Here is a 16,247-nt window from a genome sequence, read left to right as displayed (position 1 = left end):
GTGGGGGGTATGGGCAAGCCGGGACTGAACACCGTTGTCATGTGCTCTGACCTGCGGAAACGAGCGCAGGTCAGGAGGGTGGAGCGATCTTCGGGAGCCCGCCGCCGGGGCCCCGATGCACGATCTTCGCGGGCCGCTCTCCACGCCTTCTCCACGCGGTTTGTGGCGCGGGCCCGTGATCAACGATGATGACCGCGGCGATCTTGCCGCCCCCGGCCCGGCCCCCTCGGTGCGTGAACGGGCAGTGAAATCCCGCCCCCGTTCATCCGATAGCCTCTGCCGATGCCGCCCCGCCCGCCCGTGCGCGGGCGCCCCGTGCGGCTTTTCGAAGCCCTGCTCAAGGAGTGAGTTCGTCTGTCGACCGCCATCCTCACCGGCCCGCCGGTACCCGGATCGTCGCTCGAAGGCGATCTGAGGTCGCTGGGCTTCGACGTGCGGTCCGCCGCCGACGCCGCCGAAACCGTGCAGCTCCTCGACGCCGTCCCGGCCGGTGAGCGCGTCGCCCTCGTCGACCCGCGCTTCGTCGGCCATCAGCACGCGCTGCGCCTGGGCCTGACCGACCCCCGCTTTCCCGCGGCCGCCGTCCCCGGCGCCCTCACCGCCCAGCCCGAGGTGCGGGCCGCGCTCGGCCGCGCCCTGCGCACCGCGCCGCTGACCGTGCCCGACGCGGTCGCCGCCGCCCTCGACGCCGAAGGCGTCAGCGTGCAGCGCCCCGAACTCGGCTCGCTCGTCGCCGTGATCCCGGCCGACCAAACCTCCCGCGCCGAAGCCGGCCGGGCCGTGGCCGCCGTCGACGAGGAGGCGGTCCGGCTGCGCACCGCGGTGAAGTCCCGCGACGGCTTCTTCACCACGTACTGCATCAGCCCGTACTCCCGCTACCTGGCCCGCTGGTGCGCCCGCCGCGGCCTCACCCCCAACCAGGTCACCACCGCCTCGCTGATCACCGCCCTGATCGCGGCCGGCTGTGCGGCGACCGGCACCCGGGGCGGCTACATCGCGGCCGGTGTCCTGCTCCTCCTCTCCTTCGTCCTGGACTGCACCGACGGGCAGCTCGCCCGCTACTCCCTCCAGTACTCGACGATGGGCGCCTGGCTGGACGCGACCTTCGACCGCGCCAAGGAGTACGCCTACTACGCGGGTCTCGCCCTCGGCGCGATCCGCGGCGGCGACGACGTATGGGCCCTGGCGCTGGGCGCGATGGTCCTGCAGACCTGCCGGCACGTCGTGGACTTCTCCTTCAACGAGGCCAACCACGACGCCACCGGCAACACCAGCCCCGCGGCTGCCCTCTCCGGAAAGCTCGACAGCGTCGGCTGGACGGTCTGGGTGCGCCGGATGATCGTGCTGCCGATCGGCGAGCGCTGGGCCATGATCGCCGTGCTGACGGCCCTCACCACCCCCCGCATCGTCTTCTACGCGCTGCTCGTCGGCTGCGCCTTCGCCGCCTGCTACACCACGGCGGGGCGCGTCCTGCGCTCGCTGACCCGGCGCGCGACGCGCACCGACCGTGCCGCCCGGGCGCTGGCGGACCTGGCCGACTCCGGGCCCCTCGCCGAGTCGGTGGCCAAGGGCGCGGCGGCTCGGCCGGGCGGCGGTTTCCTCGCCCCCGTACTGGCCTTCGCCGGCGGGGCGATCCTGCTGGTGGACGCCTTCCTCAACGGCGGGACCTGGACCTTCGTCGGGGCGGCCGTTGTCTACGCGTTCTTCAGCGGTCTCGCGGTCCGCGCCCCGCTCAAGGGGGCCCTCGACTGGCTGGTGCCGCCGATCTTCCGGATCGCCGAGTACTGCACGGTCCTGATCCTCGCGGTCGAGGCAGACGTCGCAGGCGCCCTCCCCGCCGCCTTCGGGCTCCTCGCGGCGGTCGCCTACCATCACTACGACACGGTGTACCGCATCAAGGGCGGCACCGGAGCCCCGCCGAGCTGGCTGGTGCGGGCGGTCGGCGGCCACGAGGGCCGCACCCTCCTGGTGGCCGTGCTCGCCGCCCTGTCGACGACGATCGACTTCCCCCTCGCGCTCACGGTCCTCGCTGTGGCCGTGGCGCTGGTGGTGCTCGCCGAGAGCATCCGCTTCTGGGTCTCCTCGGGAGCACCCGCCGTACACGACGAAGGAGAGACCGCATGATCGGCCTGGTACTGGCAGCGGGCGCCGGACGGCGTCTGCGCCCCTACACCGACACGCTGCCCAAGGCCCTCGTGCCCGTCGACGGCGACACCACCGTCCTCGACCTCACCCTCGGCAACTTCGCCGAGATCGGCCTCACCGACGTCGCGGTCATCGTCGGCTACCGCAAGGAAGCCGTCTACGCGCGCAAGGCCGAGCTGGAGGCCAAGTACGGCCTGACGCTCACGCTGATCGACAACGACAAGGCCGAGGAGTGGAACAACGCCTACTCCCTGTGGTGCGGCCGCGACCAGCTCCGTCACACCGTGATCCTCGCCAACGGTGACACCGTGCACCCGGTCTCCGTCGAGAAGACGCTGCTGGCCGCCCGCGGTGACGGAAAGAGGATCATCCTCGCCCTCGACACGGTGAAGCAGCTCGCCGACGAGGAGATGAAGGTCATCACCGACGAGTCCGGCGCCGTCAGCAGGATCACCAAGCTGATGGACCCCGCGACCGCGACCGGCGAGTACATCGGCGTCACTCTCATCGAGGGCGAAGCAGCCGACGAGCTCGCCGACGCCCTGAAGACCACCTTTGAGCGGGACCCCGACCTCTACTACGAGGACGGCTACCAGGAGCTCGTGAACCGGGGCTTCAGGATCGACGTGGCCCCGATCGGCGACCTCAAGTGGGTCGAGATCGACAACCACGACGACCTCGCCAAGGGCCGGGAGATCGCGTGCCAGTACTGACCCGCCTCATCCCCTCGCCCCTCACCGTCGACATCTCCAGGGGCGCCCTGGACGACCTGGCGGGCCTCCTGGCGGACCAGCGGATCTCCGGCTCCGGCTGCCTGGCCATCGCCATCAGCGGCGGCTCCGGCCAGGCCCTGCGCGAGCGGCTCGCCCCGGCCCTCCCGGACGCCGACTGGTACCCGGTCGCCGACGGCACCATCGACTCCGCGATCAAGCTCGCCGACGACATCAAGGGCAAGCAGCGCTACGACGCCGTGGTCGGACTCGGCGGCGGCAAGATCATCGACGTCGCCAAGTACGCCGCCGCCCGGGTCGGGCTGCCCATGGTCGCCGTCGCCACCAACCTGGCCCACGACGGCCTGTGCTCCCCGGTCGCCACCCTCGACAACGACAACGGGCGCGGCTCCTACGGCGTACCCACCCCGATCGCCGTCGTCATCGACCTCGACGTGATCCGCGAAGCCCCCGACCGGTTCGTACGGTCCGGAATCGGCGACGCGATCTCCAACATCTCCTGCGTCGCCGACTGGGAGCTCGCCCACGAGGTGCACGGCGACTCCATCGACGGCCTCGCCGCGGCCATGGCCCGCCAGGCCGGCGAAGCGGTGCTCCGCCACCCCGGCACCATCCGGGACGACGCGTTCCTCAAGGTGCTCGCCGAAGGCCTCGTCCTCACCGGCATCTCGATGACCGTCGCCGGCGACAGCCGTCCGGCCTCCGGCGCCTGCCACGAGATCAGCCACGCCTTCGACCTGCTCTTCCCCCGGCGCTCCGCGCTGCACGGCGAGCAGGTCGGCATCGGCGCCGCCTTCGCGATGCACCTGCGCGGCGCGAGAGAGGAGGCCGCCCTCTTCGTCGACGTACTGCGCAGGCACCGGCTGCCGGTGCTGCCCGACGACATCGGCTTCAGCGCCGAGGAGTTCGTCCAGGCCGTCGAGTACGCCCCCCAGACCCGTCCGGGACGCTTCACGATCCTGGAACACCTCGACCTGTCCGCAGACCAGATCAGGGACGCTTACGCCGACTATGTCAAGACGACCATCAGTAGCTGAACTCCGTCCCGTCGTTCACCCCGCCGGCGTCAAGGACCGGCGCAGCGGTGAACACTGGGGCGGCCGCCTGTACATGCGCGAGGTCTCGCTGCGCGTGGACAGGTACCTGGTCAACACCAGGATCACTCCCAACCAGCTGACGTACGTGATGACCGTCTGCGGTGTCCTCGCCGCCCCGGCCCTGCTCGTGCCCGGCATCTGGGGCGCCGTTCTCGGCGTCGTCGCCGTACAGCTCTACCTGCTCCTCGACTGCGTCGACGGAGAGGTCGCCCGCTGGAAGAAGCAGTTCTCCCTCAACGGCGTCTACATGGACCGGGTCGGCGCGTATCTCACCGACGCCGCCGTGCTGGTCGGTGTCGGCCTGCGGGCCGCCGACCTGTGGGGCACCGGGCGCATCGACTGGCTGTGGGCCTTCCTCGGCACCCTGGCCGCGCTCGGCGCCATCCTGATCAAGTCGGAGACCGACCTGGTCGCCGTCGCCCGCCACCAGGTCGGCAAGCCGCCGGTCGCGGAGTCGGCGAGCGTGCCGCGGTCCTCGAAGATGGCACTGGCCCGCAAGCTCGCCTCCATGCTCCAGTTCCACCGGCTGATCCTCGGCATCGAGGCCTCGCTGCTGATCCTCGTCCTGGCGGTCTTCGACGCGGTCCGCGACGACCTGTTCTTCACCCGGCTCGGCGTCGCCGTGTTCGCGGGCGTCGCCCTGCTCCAGACGCTGCTGCACCTGGTGTCCATCCTCGCCTCCAGCAGGCTCAAGTGAGCGCCGCGCAGGGGAGTGCCCCGCTCAGGCTGGGCGCGGTCATCATCACCATGGGCACCCGCCCCGACGACCTGAACGCCCTGATCGACTCCGTGCGCAAGCAGGAGGGCGACCCCGTGGACATCGTGGTGGTCGGCAACGGCGCCCCGGTCACCGGAGTCCCGGACGGCGTCCGCACCGTCGACCTGCCCGAGAACCTGGGCATTCCCGGCGGCCGCAACGTCGGCATCGAGGCCTTCGGGCCCGCGGGCTCCGACGTCGACGTCCTGCTCTTCCTGGACGACGACGGGCTGCTGCCCCGCACCGACACCGCGGAACTGTGCCGGCGCGCGTTCGAGGCCGACCGGAAGCTGGGCATCATCAGCTTCCGGATCGCCGACCCGGACACCGGAGTCACCCAGCGCAGGCACGTCCCGCGGCTGCGGGCCGCCGATCCGATGCGCTCCTCGCGGGTGACGACGTTCCTCGGCGGTGCCAATGCCGCCCGTACGAAGGTCTTCGCCGAGGTGGGCGGACTCCCCGACGAGTTCTTCTACGCCCACGAGGAGACGGACCTGGCCTGGCGCGCCCTCGACGCCGGCTGGAGCATCGACTACCGCGCGGACATGGTGCTCAACCACCCCACCACCTCGCCCTCCCGGCACGCGACGTACCACCGCATGGTGGCCCGCAACCGCGTCTGGCTGGCCCGCCGCAACCTGCCCGCCCCGCTGGTCCCCCTCTACGTGGGGGTGTGGCTGCTGCTCACCCTGGTCCGCCGCCCCTCGGGGCCGGCGCTCAAGGCCTGGTTCGGCGGCTTCAAGGAGGGCTGGACGACCCCCGCGGGTCCGCGCCGTCCCATGAAGTGGCGTACGGTATGGCGGCTGACCAGACTGGGCCGACCACCCGTCATCTGACAAGCTCGGGCAGACCGGATCCGGGTTCTGTCTCCCGGGCCCGGACACCCGCGCCCGACGGTTCGCGCATCCTTGAAGACGAAAGTTTCCACTTGTGAGTGACACTTCCCAAGACGGAGCGGTCGCTATGAGCGTCCCTCCCTCTCCCGACGAGGGACTGACCCCGGCGCAGCTCGCCGCCAAGTACCACCTGTCGGTGAGCGGCGCCCGCCCCGGATTCGGCGAGTACGTCCGGCAGTTGTGGGGCCGGCGCCACTTCATCATGGCGTTCTCCTCGGCGAAGCTGGCTGCTCAGTACAGCCAGGCCAAGCTGGGCCAGCTGTGGCAGGTGGCGACCCCGCTGCTGAACGCGCTGGTCTACTTCCTGATCTTCGGGCTGATCCTGAACGCAGGGAAGGGGATGACCAAGGACGTCTACATCCCCTTCCTCGTCACCGGCATCTTCGTGTTCACCTTCACCCAGAGCTCGGTGATGGCGGGCGTGCGGGCGATCTCCGGGAACCTGGGTCTGGTGCGCGCGCTGCACTTCCCGCGCGCCTCGCTGCCCATCTCGTTCTCGCTCCAGCAGCTCCAGCAGCTGCTGTACTCGATGGGCGTCCTGCTGATCATCGTGGTCTGCTTCGGGAACTTCCCGACGTGGTCGTGGCTGCTGGTGATCCCGGCGCTGGTGCTGCAGTTCATGTTCAACACCGGCCTCGCGCTGATCATGGCGCGGATGGGGGCGAAGACCCCCGACCTGGCCCAGCTGATGCCGTTCATCATGCGGACCTGGATGTACGCGTCGGGCGTCATGTTCAGCATTCCGACGATGCTGGCGAACAAGCCCGCGTGGATCGCGGACATCCTCCAGTGGAACCCGGCGGCCGTCTACATGGACCTCATGCGCTTCGCACTGATCGACGGGTACGGGTCCGAGAACCTGCCGCCGCACGTCTGGGCGGCCGCGGCGATCTGGGCGCTGCTGTTCGGGGTGCTCGGCTTCGTGTACTTCTGGAAGGCTGAGGAGCGGTACGGCCGTGGCTGAAGACAACAACCAGGGGCGCGTCCCCACGGTCATCGCCGACGATGTGCACATCGTGTACCGGGTGCACACCGGTGGCGGCGGCAAGGGCGGCGCCACCGCCGCCCTCAACCGCATCCTGCGCGGCAAGAAGGCCCAGGAGTCCCGCGGGGTCCGCAAGGTGCATGCCGTACGCGGCGTCTCCTTCACGGCCTACCGGGGCGAGGCGATCGGGCTGATCGGCTCCAACGGCTCCGGCAAGTCGACCCTGCTGCGCGCCATCGCGGGTCTGCTGCCCGCCGAGAGCGGCAAGGTCTACACCGACGGCCAGCCCTCCCTGCTGGGCGTCAACGCCGCGCTGATGAACGACCTGACCGGCGAGCGCAACGTCATCCTCGGCGGTCTCGCCATGGGCATGTCGCGCGAGCAGATCCGCGAGCGCTACCAGGGCATCGTCGACTTCTCCGGCATCAACGAGAAGGGCGACTTCATCACCCTGCCCATGCGGACCTACTCCTCCGGCATGGCGGCCCGCCTGCGCTTCTCCATTGCGGCCGCCAAGGACCACGACGTCCTGATGATCGACGAGGCGCTGGCCACCGGTGACCGGAAGTTCCAGATCCGCTCGGAGCAGCGGATCAGGGAACTCCGCAAGGAGGCCGGCACGGTCTTCCTGGTGAGCCACAGCAACAAGTCGATCAGGGACACCTGCGACCGTGTCCTGTGGCTGGAGAAGGGCGAGCTCCTGATGGACGGCCCCACCGAGGAAGTCGTCAAGGCGTACGAGAAGGAAACCGGCAAGTAGTCGGAAACCTGTGCCAGGGCCCCCGCCGGAACCGGTGGGGGCCCTGGCATGTGTAAGCAAGGTGTAAGCAGTACGGTCGCCGCAGCGGAAAGGCCGTCAGGATCCGTCCCGTGCGTCAACTCGGCCGTGACCGGGGAAGGTTGGGCCCGATCGGAGCGTTGATGCAGTGCGCGCAACACCCGGCGCAGATGCTTCGCGTTGTACAACGTAAGCTGTAGCGGTGCTGATTCGCGGCAAGTGGGGCGATACCCCCCTCGGGTCTCCGCCTCAGAGCACTCCCCGCCCCTCGGACGACGGGCGGCGTGTCCGAAAAGGGATGTTTTGAATCGGCAGTGTAGAACGGGAGGTGTGACGGCAATGGCAATGGAATCTCCCCTGCCCCGAGATGCTCTCGCCGTCCTCGTGGAGGGCAGCCGGCGATGAGTGAGGTACGGGACGTGCTCCCGGGCGCCCCCACGCGCGCCACCCTCGACAAGGCCGCGGACGAGAACTTTCCGGTGGCCCCCTTCTTCCTGCCGCGCGCCTGGCGCGACGACCTCATGGCGGTCTACGGCTACGCGCGCCTGGTCGACGACATCGGCGACGGCGACCTGGCCCCCGGCGGCGGCGACGCCGTGCTGCTCGGCCTCGACAAGGAGCAGACGGACGACAGGACCGCCATGCTGGACGCCTTCGAGGCCGACCTGCACCGGGTCTTCGACTCCACTCCCAGGCATCCGCTGCTCGCCGCCCTCCAGCCGGTCGTCCGCCGTCGCGCCCTGACCCCCGAGCCGTTCCTCGGCCTGATCGAGGCCAACCGGCAGGACCAGACGGTGAGCCGCTACGCCACGTACAAGGACCTCCTCGCCTACTGCGAGCTGTCCGCCAACCCCGTCGGCCGCCTCGTCCTCGCCCTCACCGGCACCACCAGCCCCGAGCGCGTCCGCCGCTCCGACGCCGTCTGCACCGCGCTGCAGATCGTCGAGCACCTCCAGGACGTCGCCGAGGACCTCGCCCGCGACCGGATCTACCTCCCGGCCGAGGACATGAAGCGCTTCCATGTGCCGGAGAGCGACCTGGCGGCGCCGAGCGCGAACTCCTCCGTACGCTCCCTGATCGCCTTCGAAGCGGAACGGGCCTCCCGCCTGCTGAATGAGGGACCCCCGCTCGTGGGTAGCGTGCACGGCAGACTCAAGCTGCTGCTGGCCGGTTTCGTCGCCGGTGGCCGCGCAGCCCTCAAGGCGGTGCACGCCGCCGGATTCGACGTACTCCCTGGACCGCCCAAGCCCACCAAGCTCAGTCTGCTGCGCGAAGTGGGAGCGACTCTGCGAAGAGAGGGGTGAGCCGGACCGTGGAGGGACTTGAACAGGTGTCCGCACCGGTACTCGCCGCGTACAGCTACTGCGAGGCGGTGACCGGACAGCAGGCGCGCAACTTCGCGTACGGCATCCGGCTGCTGCCCACCGACAAGCGCAACGCGATGTCCGCGCTCTACGCCTTCTCCCGGCGCGTGGACGACATCGGCGACGGCACCCTGCCGCCCGAAGTGAAGGAGAAGCGGCTCGGGGAGACCCGGGCGCTGCTGGCCAGGATCAGCGCCGGCGACATCGAGGACGACGACACCGACCCGGTCGCCGTCGCCCTCAGCGACGCCGCCCGGCGCTTCCCCATCCCGCTCGGCGGCCTTGACGAGCTGATCGACGGCGTGCTGATGGACGTGCACGAGGCGACGTACGAGAGCTGGGACGACCTCAAGGTGTACTGCCGGTGCGTCGCAGGGGCCATCGGACGGCTCTCGCTGGGCGTGTTCGGCGCACCGTCCGGGGCGTACGACGCCGCGCGCGCCCCGGAGTACGCCGACACTCTCGGCCTCGCCCTCCAGCTCACCAACATCCTCAGGGACGTGCGCGAGGACGCGGGCAACGGGCGCACCTACCTGCCCGCCGAGGACCTCGCCAAGTTCGGCTGCTCGGCGGGGTTCCACAGCTCCACCCCGCCGCCGGGATCCGACTTCCCCGGCCTGGTCCATTTCGAAGTGCGGCGCGCCCGCGCCCTGTTCGCCGAGGGCTACCGGCTGCTGCCGCACCTCGACCGGCGCAGCGGTGCCTGTGTGGCCGCGATGGCCGGCATCTACCGGCGGCTGCTCGACCGCATCGAGCGCGACCCGTACGCCGTGCTGCGCGGTCGGGTCTCGCTGCCCGGACGCGAGAAGGCGTACGTCGCCGTGCGCGGGCTCTCCGGGCTCGACGCGCGTCACATTTCCCGGCAGACCGCCAGGAGGCGCCCGTGAAGGGGCCAGGAAGAGCGTTTCACGTGAAACCGCGGGATCCGTCCGACCGGTGCGCAACCCTCCGCAGGGCTGACGCGTCCCTGACTGCAACGGCCTTTCGGGCCTGCTCGGCGTTCTGCCCGGGGGAGGGCGCATGACACAGCACAGCGTGCGGCCCTCGCACACCCCGCAGCAGCAGGAGCCGGCGGCGCAGAGCGCCGTCGTGGTCGGCGGCGGACTCGCCGGGATCACCGCCGCCCTCGAACTCGCGGACGCGGGGGTGCGGGTCACCCTGCTGGAGGGGCGGCCCCGGCTCGGCGGACTCGCGTTCTCCTTCCAGCGCGGCGAGCTGACCGTCGACAACGGACAGCACGTGTACCTGCGCTGCTGCACCGCCTACCGGTGGTTCCTCGACCGGGTGCAGGGGGCGGAGCTCGCACCGCTGCAGGACCGGCTGGACGTGCCCGTGCTCGACGTCGGCGGCACCGGGGGCCCCCGGCTCGGACGGCTGCGGCGCAACGCCCTGCCCGTACCGCTGCACCTGGCCGCCGGCCTCGCCACCTATCCGCACCTCTCGCTCGCCGAGCGGGCGAACGTCGGGCGGGCCGCACTGGCGCTCAAGAGGCTCGACCCCGCCGACCCGAAGCTGGACGGCACCGACTTCGCGAGCTGGCTCACCGCCCACGGCCAGTCCCCGCGGACGATCGAGGCGCTCTGGGACCTGGTCGGCGTGGCCACCCTCAACGCCACCGCACCGCACGCCTCCCTCGCGCTCGCCGCCATGGTCTTCAAAACCGGTCTGCTCTCAAAGCCCGGAGCCGCCGACATCGGCTGGGCCCACGTCCCCCTCGGCGAACTGCACGACACCCTTGCCCGCAAGGCACTCGACTCGGCAGGCGTACGGACCGCGCTGCGGACCAAGGTCCAGGGAGTCGCGCGCAGCGACGAGGGGGGCTGGGAGGTCGAGGCGGACGGCGAGCGCATCACGGCCGACGCCGTCGTCCTCGCGGTACCGCAGAAGGAAGCACACCAGCTGCTGCCGGACGGCGCGCTCGACGAGCCGGAACTGCTCCTGGAGATCGGCGTCGCACCGATCCTCAACGTGCACGTGATCTACGACCGCAAGGTTCTGCGGCGCCCGTTCTTCGCGGCACTCGGCACGCCCGTGCAGTGGGTCTTCGACCGGACCGAGGCGTCCGGACTGGCCGGCGGCGGCCAGTACCTGGCCCTGTCGCAGTCGGACGCGGGCGACGAGATCGACGCGCCCGTCGCCGAGCTCAGGGAGCGCTACCTCCCCGAACTGGAGCGCCTGCTGCCGGCCGCCCGCGGCGCCGGGGTGCGGGACTTCTTCGTCACCCGGGAGCGGACCGCGACCTTCGCCCCCACCCCCGGCGTCGGGCGCCTGCGCCCCGGGCCGCGCACCCGTGCGCCGGGACTCTGCCTGGCCGGTGCGTGGACCGACACCGGCTGGCCCGCGACCATGGAGAGCGCGGTGCGCAGTGGCCTCAACGCCGCCGGTGCGGCGCTCTCCGCACTCGGGCGACCCCATGAACTTCCGCCACTGGAGGCGGCATGAGCACCAGCACTGGAACAAGAGGAGAGCCTGTGACCCCGGCGAACCCGGCTGTCGACACCGTGGACATCGCTGCGCTGTTGGAGCGCGGCAGGGACTTGTCCGCCCCGGTGCTGCGGGCCGCCGTGGACCGGCTCGCGCCGCCCATGGACACCGTCGCCGCCTACCACTTCGGGTGGATCGACGCCCAGGGCAACCCCGCCGACGGTGACGGCGGCAAGGCGGTGCGCCCCGCGCTCGCCCTGCTCTCCGCCGAAGCGGCCGGCGCCACCGCGGAGGTGGGCGTCCCCGGCGCGGTGGCCGTGGAGCTCGTCCACAACTTCTCGCTGCTGCACGACGACCTGATGGACGGCGACGAGCAGCGCCGCCACCGCGACACCGTGTGGAAGGTGCACGGCCCGGCCCAGGCGATCCTGGTGGGCGACGCGCTCTTCGCGCTGGCCAACGAACTGCTGCTGGAGATGGGCACCGTGGAGGCCGGCCGGGCGACCCGCCGCCTCACCACCGCCACCCGCAAGCTGATCGACGGCCAGGCGCAGGACATCTCCTTCGAGCACCGCGACCGGGTCACCGTCGAGGAGTGCCTGGAGATGGAGGGCAACAAGACCGGCGCCCTGCTCGCCTGCGCGGTCTCCATCGGCGCCGTCCTCGGGGGCGCCGACGACCGGACCGCGGACACCCTGGAGGCGTACGGCTACCACCTGGGGCTCGCCTTCCAGGCCGTCGACGACCTGCTCGGCATCTGGGGCGACCCCGACGCCACCGGCAAGCAGACCTGGAGCGACCTGCGCCAGCGCAAGAAGTCGCTGCCGGTCGTCGCCGCGCTCGCCGCCGGCGGCCCCGCCTCCGAGCAACTCGGCGAGCTGCTGGCCGCGGACGCCAAGAGCAATGACTTCGACACCTTCTCCGAGGAGGAGTTCGCCACCCGCGCGGCCCTCATCGAGGAGGCCGGCGGACGCGAGTGGACAGCGAAGGAGGCCCGCCGCCAGCACGCCGTCGCCATCGAGGCGCTGCACGGAGTCGACATGCCGGAACAGGTGCGGGCGCAGCTGACCGCGCTCGCCGACTTCGTGGTCGTACGCAAGAGGTGACAGCCGTCCGGTGCGCCCACGGCTCCCGCGGGACCTAGCCCCGCACCCCAGCAGTCGCCGCCCGGTGTCCCCCGCGGACACCGGGCGACGGAAACCCCAGCACAGCAGAAGACCAACTGCACGAAGGGGAAACCATGACAGCGACGACCGACGGAAGTTCCGGGACCGTGGACCCCGGGACGACTTCGGCCACCCAGAGCACCAGGGGCAGCACCGCCGCGCCCGACGTCCTGGCGGCGGCACGGCAGGCCACGGACCGGGCGGTGGGCCATCTGCTCGCCCGGCAGGACGCCCAGGGCTGGTGGAAGGGCGACCTGGCCACCAATGTGACCATGGACGCCGAAGACCTGCTGCTGAGGCAGTTCCTCGGCATCCAGGACGAGAAGACCCTGGCGGCCGCCGCGCTGTTCATCCGCGGCGAGCAGCGCGAGGACGGCACCTGGGCCACCTTCCACCAGGGGCCGGGCGACCTCTCCGCCACCATCGAGGCGTACGTCGCCCTGCGGCTCGCGGGGGACCTCCCCGACGCGCCCCATATGGCGCGGGCCGCCGCCTGGGTGCGGGAACGCGGCGGGATCGCGGCGAGCCGGGTCTTCACCCGCATCTGGCTCGCCCTGTTCGGCTGGTGGCAGTGGGACGACCTCCCCGAGCTGCCGCCCGAGCTGATGTTCCTCCCCAAGTGGGTCCCGCTCAACATCTACGAATTCGGCTGCTGGGCGCGCCAGACCATCGTGCCGCTCACCGTGGTCTCCGCCACGCGCCCGGTCCGCCCCGCGCCCTTCGCGCTGGACGAACTGCACACCGACCCGCACCGCCCCCACCCGCGCAAGCGCCTGGCCACTCCCGCCAGTTGGGACGGACTCTTCCAGCGGCTCGACCGGGTGCTGCACGTCTACCACCGCTTCGCGCCGCCCCCGCTGCGCCGCACCGCGATGAAGGCGGCGGCCCGGTGGATCATCGAACGGCAGGAGAACGACGGCTGCTGGGGCGGCATCCAGCCGCCCGCCGTCTACTCGCTGATCGCCCTCCACCTCCTCGGCTACGACCTCGCACACCCGGTCATGCGGGCCGGACTGGCCTCCCTGGACAGGTTCGCCGTGTGGCGCGAGGACGGGGCCCGGATGATCGAGGCCTGCCAGTCGCCCGTCTGGGACACCTGCCTGGCCACCATCGCGCTCGCCGACGCGGGCCTGCCCGCCGACCACCCGGCACTGGTGCGGGCCGCCGACTGGATGCTCGCCGAGGAGATCGTGCGGCCGGGCGACTGGTCGGTGCGCAGACCCCACCTCGCGCCGGGCGGCTGGGCGTTCGAGTTCCACAACGACAACTACCCCGACATCGACGACACCGCCGAGGTCGTCCTGGCGCTGCGCCGCGTCGACCACCCCGACCGCGAGCGGCTGGAGGGCGCCCTGGCGCGCGGAGTGCGCTGGACCCTCGGGATGCAGTCCAGGAACGGCGCCTGGGCCGCCTTCGACGCGGACAACACCAGCCCGTTCCCCAACCGCCTGCCGTTCTGCGACTTCGGCGAGGTCATCGACCCGCCGTCCGCGGACGTCACCGCCCACGTGGTGGAGATGCTGGCCGTCGAAGGCAAGGCGCACCACCCGCGCACCCGGCGCGGCATCACCTGGCTGCTGGCCGAACAGGAGCCCAGCGGCGCCTGGTTCGGCCGCTGGGGCGTCAACTACGTCTACGGCACCGGCTCCGTGGTGCCCGCGCTGACCGCTGCCGGACTACCCGTCTCGCACCCCGCGATCCGTCGTGCGGTGAGCTGGCTGGAATCCGTACAGAACGACGACGGGGGATGGGGCGAGGACCTGCGCTCCTACCAGGATCCCGAACTGGCGGGACGCGGGGCCTCCACCGCCTCGCAGACCGCCTGGGCGCTCCTCGCGCTGATCGCGGCCGGTGAGAGCGACAGCAAGGCCGCCGAACGGGGCATCGCGTACCTCGCCGCGACACAGCTGCCGGACGGCTCCTGGGACGAGCCGTACTTCACCGGCACCGGCTTCCCCTGGGACTTCTCCATCAACTACCACCTCTACCGGCAGGTGTTCCCACTCACCGCACTGGGCCGGTACGTCCACGGGGAGCCCGTCTTTCCCCACTCCCGGTCCACCAAGGACACCCGCGACGCCCGCTGAGGGGGCTGCATGACGCGAAACCCGGGTTCGGCTGGACCCGGCAGTTCCCAGCCGCTGCTGATCGCCTGCGCGCTCGGCATCGAACGCATCGCCCTGCGCGGCGGCGACCGCGGCGGCGCGGCAGGACCCGTCCTCGTACTCCGTACGGGAATGGGACCCGAGGCCGCGGACTACGCGGTCGCCCGCACGCTCGCCGAGGGCCCGGCCAAGGACGCGGCGGTAATCGCCGCCGGGTTCTGCGCCGGACTCGCGGCCGGCATGCACCCCGGCGACGTCGTCGTCGCCACCGAAACCCGCGACCGGCGCGGCACCACACCCTGCACGGGCGTGGACGTGCTGGCCGACGCGGTGGCCAGAGCGCTGCCGGAGCGGGCGGTCCACACCGGGCCGCTGGCCGGCAGCGACCACGTCGTACGCGGCACGGCCGAACGGGCCGCACTGCGCGCGACGGGGGTGATCGGCGTCGACATGGAGTCCGCCGCCACCCTCACCAGCGCCCTGCGCACCGGACCCCGGCCCGTTGCCGCCGTCCGGGTGGTCGTGGACGCACCCGAGCACGAACTCCTCAGGCTCGGCACGCTGAGCGGCGGAATATCGGCTTTCCGGGTACTCCGCCAAGTCCTGCCGGCGTTCTATGAATGGCACCGTTCTTTGCTGCTCCCCAGGAGGTGAGCCAGATGGCAATGCCGCTTCGTCAGACCATCAGGGTCGGTACGTATCTCTTCGAACAGAAAGTCCGCAAGCGGGAGAAGTTCCCGCTGATCGTCGAGCTGGAGCCGCTCTTCGCCTGCAACCTCAAGTGCGAGGGCTGCGGCAAGATCCAGCATCCGGCCGGCGTGCTGAAACAGCGCATGCCGGTGGCGCAGGCCGTGGGGGCGGTGCTCGAATCGGGCGCCCCGATGGTCTCCATCGCGGGCGGCGAGCCGCTGATGCACCCGCAGATCGACGAGATCGTGCGGCAGCTGGTGGCAAAGCGGAAGTACGTCTTCCTCTGCACCAACGCCATGCTGCTGCGCAAGAAGATGGACAACTTCACGCCCTCGCCGTACTTCGCGTTCGCCGTGCACATCGACGGGCTGCGCGAGCGGCACGACGAGTCGGTGGCCAAGGAAGGCGTGTTCGACGAGGCGGTGGCGGCGATCAAGGAGGCCAAGCGGCGCGGCTTCCGGGTCACCACCAACTCGACCTTCTTCAACACCGACACCCCCCAGACGATCATCGAGGTGCTCAACTTCCTCAATGACGACCTGGCGGTGGACGAGATGATGATCTCGCCCGCCTACGCGTACGAGAAGGCGCCGGACCAGGAGCACTTCCTGGGAGTCGAGCAGACCCGCGAGCTCTTCAGGAAGGCCTTCGCGGGCGGCAACCGGAAGAAGTGGCGGCTCAACCACTCGCCGCTGTTCCTGGACTTCCTGGAGGGCAAGGCCGACTTCCCGTGCACCGCCTGGGCCATCCCGAACTACTCCCTGTTCGGCTGGCAGCGGCCCTGCTACCTGATGAGCGACGGCTACGTGCCCACGTACCGCGAACTCATCGAGGAAACCGACTGGGACAAGTACGGGCGCGGCAAGGACCCGCGGTGCGCCAACTGCATGGCGCACTGCGGTTACGAGCCGACCGCCGTCCTCGCCACCATGGGATCGCTCAAGGAGACCATCCGCGCCGCCCGGGAGACCGTCTCCGGAAACCGCGAGTGAGGTGACGGCCGCGGGGCCCGGCAGCACCGGGCCCCCCGCCGCCCCGAGCGCGAAGGACGCGGGCCGCCCCCCCGCCGGGGAGCCCTACCCACAGACGACAGGGGGCCGATAGGGGAG

At 71.1% G+C, this 16,247-nt stretch carries 14 protein-coding genes; all 14 read left to right on the top strand.

What is annotated here, in order from left to right; genetic code table 11:
• Window positions 1-354 precede the first annotated feature (354 nt).
• Window positions 355-2,124: a DUF5941 domain-containing protein gene (locus ACFWVV_RS28855; RefSeq protein WP_384353406.1), complete on the top strand. Its 1,770-nt coding sequence runs from the start codon at window positions 355-357 to the stop codon at window positions 2,122-2,124.
• Window positions 2,121-2,858, top strand: coding sequence for a sugar phosphate nucleotidyltransferase (locus ACFWVV_RS28850; protein WP_384353174.1), 738 nt, complete (start codon window positions 2,121-2,123; stop codon window positions 2,856-2,858). The genes ACFWVV_RS28855 and ACFWVV_RS28850 overlap by 4 nt, the downstream gene beginning before the upstream one ends.
• Window positions 2,846-3,913 (top strand): iron-containing alcohol dehydrogenase family protein, encoded by a 1,068-nt coding sequence (locus ACFWVV_RS28845; RefSeq protein WP_384353177.1) that lies wholly within the window; start codon window positions 2,846-2,848, stop codon window positions 3,911-3,913. Before ACFWVV_RS28850 ends, ACFWVV_RS28845 begins: the two co-directional genes overlap by 13 nt.
• Entirely contained in the window at window positions 3,888-4,670 is a 783-nt protein-coding gene (locus ACFWVV_RS28840; RefSeq protein ID WP_384353180.1) for a CDP-alcohol phosphatidyltransferase family protein, read from the top strand. The genes ACFWVV_RS28845 and ACFWVV_RS28840 overlap by 26 nt, the downstream gene beginning before the upstream one ends.
• A 50-nt stretch (window positions 4,671-4,720) precedes the next feature.
• Entirely contained in the window at window positions 4,721-5,566 is an 846-nt protein-coding gene (locus ACFWVV_RS28835) for a glycosyltransferase family 2 protein (protein ID WP_384353409.1), read from the top strand.
• Between the two features lie 94 nt (window positions 5,567-5,660).
• Window positions 5,661-6,590 (top strand): ABC transporter permease, encoded by a 930-nt coding sequence (locus ACFWVV_RS28830; protein ID WP_384353183.1) that lies wholly within the window; start codon window positions 5,661-5,663, stop codon window positions 6,588-6,590.
• Window positions 6,583-7,371: an ABC transporter ATP-binding protein gene (locus tag ACFWVV_RS28825; protein ID WP_384353186.1), complete on the top strand. Its 789-nt coding sequence runs from the start codon at window positions 6,583-6,585 to the stop codon at window positions 7,369-7,371. The genes ACFWVV_RS28830 and ACFWVV_RS28825 overlap by 8 nt, the downstream gene beginning before the upstream one ends.
• A gap of 419 nt (window positions 7,372-7,790) precedes the next feature.
• Window positions 7,791-8,693 carry a squalene synthase HpnC gene (gene hpnC / locus ACFWVV_RS28820; RefSeq protein ID WP_384353189.1) on the top strand — a complete coding sequence of 301 codons (903 nt, stop codon included), beginning with the start codon at window positions 7,791-7,793 and terminating at the stop codon, window positions 8,691-8,693.
• Window positions 8,690-9,640, top strand: coding sequence for a presqualene diphosphate synthase HpnD (gene hpnD, locus ACFWVV_RS28815; protein ID WP_384353192.1), 951 nt, complete (start codon window positions 8,690-8,692; stop codon window positions 9,638-9,640). Before hpnC ends, hpnD begins: the two co-directional genes overlap by 4 nt.
• A gap of 133 nt (window positions 9,641-9,773) precedes the next feature.
• Window positions 9,774-11,195 carry a hydroxysqualene dehydroxylase HpnE gene (gene hpnE, locus ACFWVV_RS28810; RefSeq protein ID WP_384353194.1) on the top strand — a complete coding sequence of 474 codons (1,422 nt, stop codon included), beginning with the start codon at window positions 9,774-9,776 and terminating at the stop codon, window positions 11,193-11,195.
• Window positions 11,192-12,283 (top strand): polyprenyl synthetase family protein, encoded by a 1,092-nt coding sequence (locus tag ACFWVV_RS28805; protein WP_384353197.1) that lies wholly within the window; start codon window positions 11,192-11,194, stop codon window positions 12,281-12,283. The genes hpnE and ACFWVV_RS28805 overlap by 4 nt, the downstream gene beginning before the upstream one ends.
• 134 nt (window positions 12,284-12,417) lie before the next feature.
• Window positions 12,418-14,430 (top strand): squalene--hopene cyclase, encoded by a 2,013-nt coding sequence (gene shc / locus ACFWVV_RS28800; RefSeq protein WP_384353200.1) that lies wholly within the window; start codon window positions 12,418-12,420, stop codon window positions 14,428-14,430.
• A 9-nt stretch (window positions 14,431-14,439) separates the two neighbouring features.
• Complete coding sequence (locus ACFWVV_RS28795; protein ID WP_384353203.1) at window positions 14,440-15,102, top strand: 1-hydroxy-2-methyl-2-butenyl 4-diphosphate reductase; 663 nt, start codon at window positions 14,440-14,442, stop codon at window positions 15,100-15,102.
• 5 nt (window positions 15,103-15,107) lie between these two features.
• Window positions 15,108-16,130 (top strand): adenosyl-hopene transferase HpnH, encoded by a 1,023-nt coding sequence (gene hpnH, locus ACFWVV_RS28790; RefSeq protein WP_384353206.1) that lies wholly within the window; start codon window positions 15,108-15,110, stop codon window positions 16,128-16,130.
• The last annotated feature ends 117 nt before the right edge of the window (window positions 16,131-16,247 follow it).

It is taken from the genome of Streptomyces sp. NPDC058663 (assembly GCF_042716745.1).
Classification (GTDB): Bacteria; Actinomycetota; Actinomycetes; order Streptomycetales; family Streptomycetaceae; genus Streptomyces.
Note: the sequence above shows the minus strand (reverse complement) of the source record. Positions and strands in the feature narration are given on the sequence as shown.

Bases quoted from the DNA above. Each gene is read 5' to 3' on its own strand.
- ACFWVV_RS28850 (WP_384353174.1), top strand. From the start codon at position 2,121: ATGATCGGCCTGGTACTGGCAGCGGGCGCCGGACGGCGTCTGCGCCCC.
- ACFWVV_RS28840 (WP_384353180.1), top strand. From the start codon at position 3,888: ATGTCAAGACGACCATCAGTAGCTGAACTCCGTCCCGTCGTTCACCCC.
- ACFWVV_RS28835 (WP_384353409.1), top strand. From the start codon at position 4,721: ATGGGCACCCGCCCCGACGACCTGAACGCCCTGATCGACTCCGTGCGC.
- hpnC (WP_384353189.1), top strand. From the start codon at position 7,791: ATGAGTGAGGTACGGGACGTGCTCCCGGGCGCCCCCACGCGCGCCACC.
- hpnE (WP_384353194.1), top strand. From the start codon at position 9,774: ATGACACAGCACAGCGTGCGGCCCTCGCACACCCCGCAGCAGCAGGAG.
- ACFWVV_RS28805 (WP_384353197.1), top strand. From the start codon at position 11,192: ATGAGCACCAGCACTGGAACAAGAGGAGAGCCTGTGACCCCGGCGAAC.
- shc (WP_384353200.1), top strand. From the start codon at position 12,418: ATGACAGCGACGACCGACGGAAGTTCCGGGACCGTGGACCCCGGGACG.
- ACFWVV_RS28795 (WP_384353203.1), top strand. From the start codon at position 14,440: ATGACGCGAAACCCGGGTTCGGCTGGACCCGGCAGTTCCCAGCCGCTG.
- hpnH (WP_384353206.1), top strand. From the start codon at position 15,108: ATGGCAATGCCGCTTCGTCAGACCATCAGGGTCGGTACGTATCTCTTC.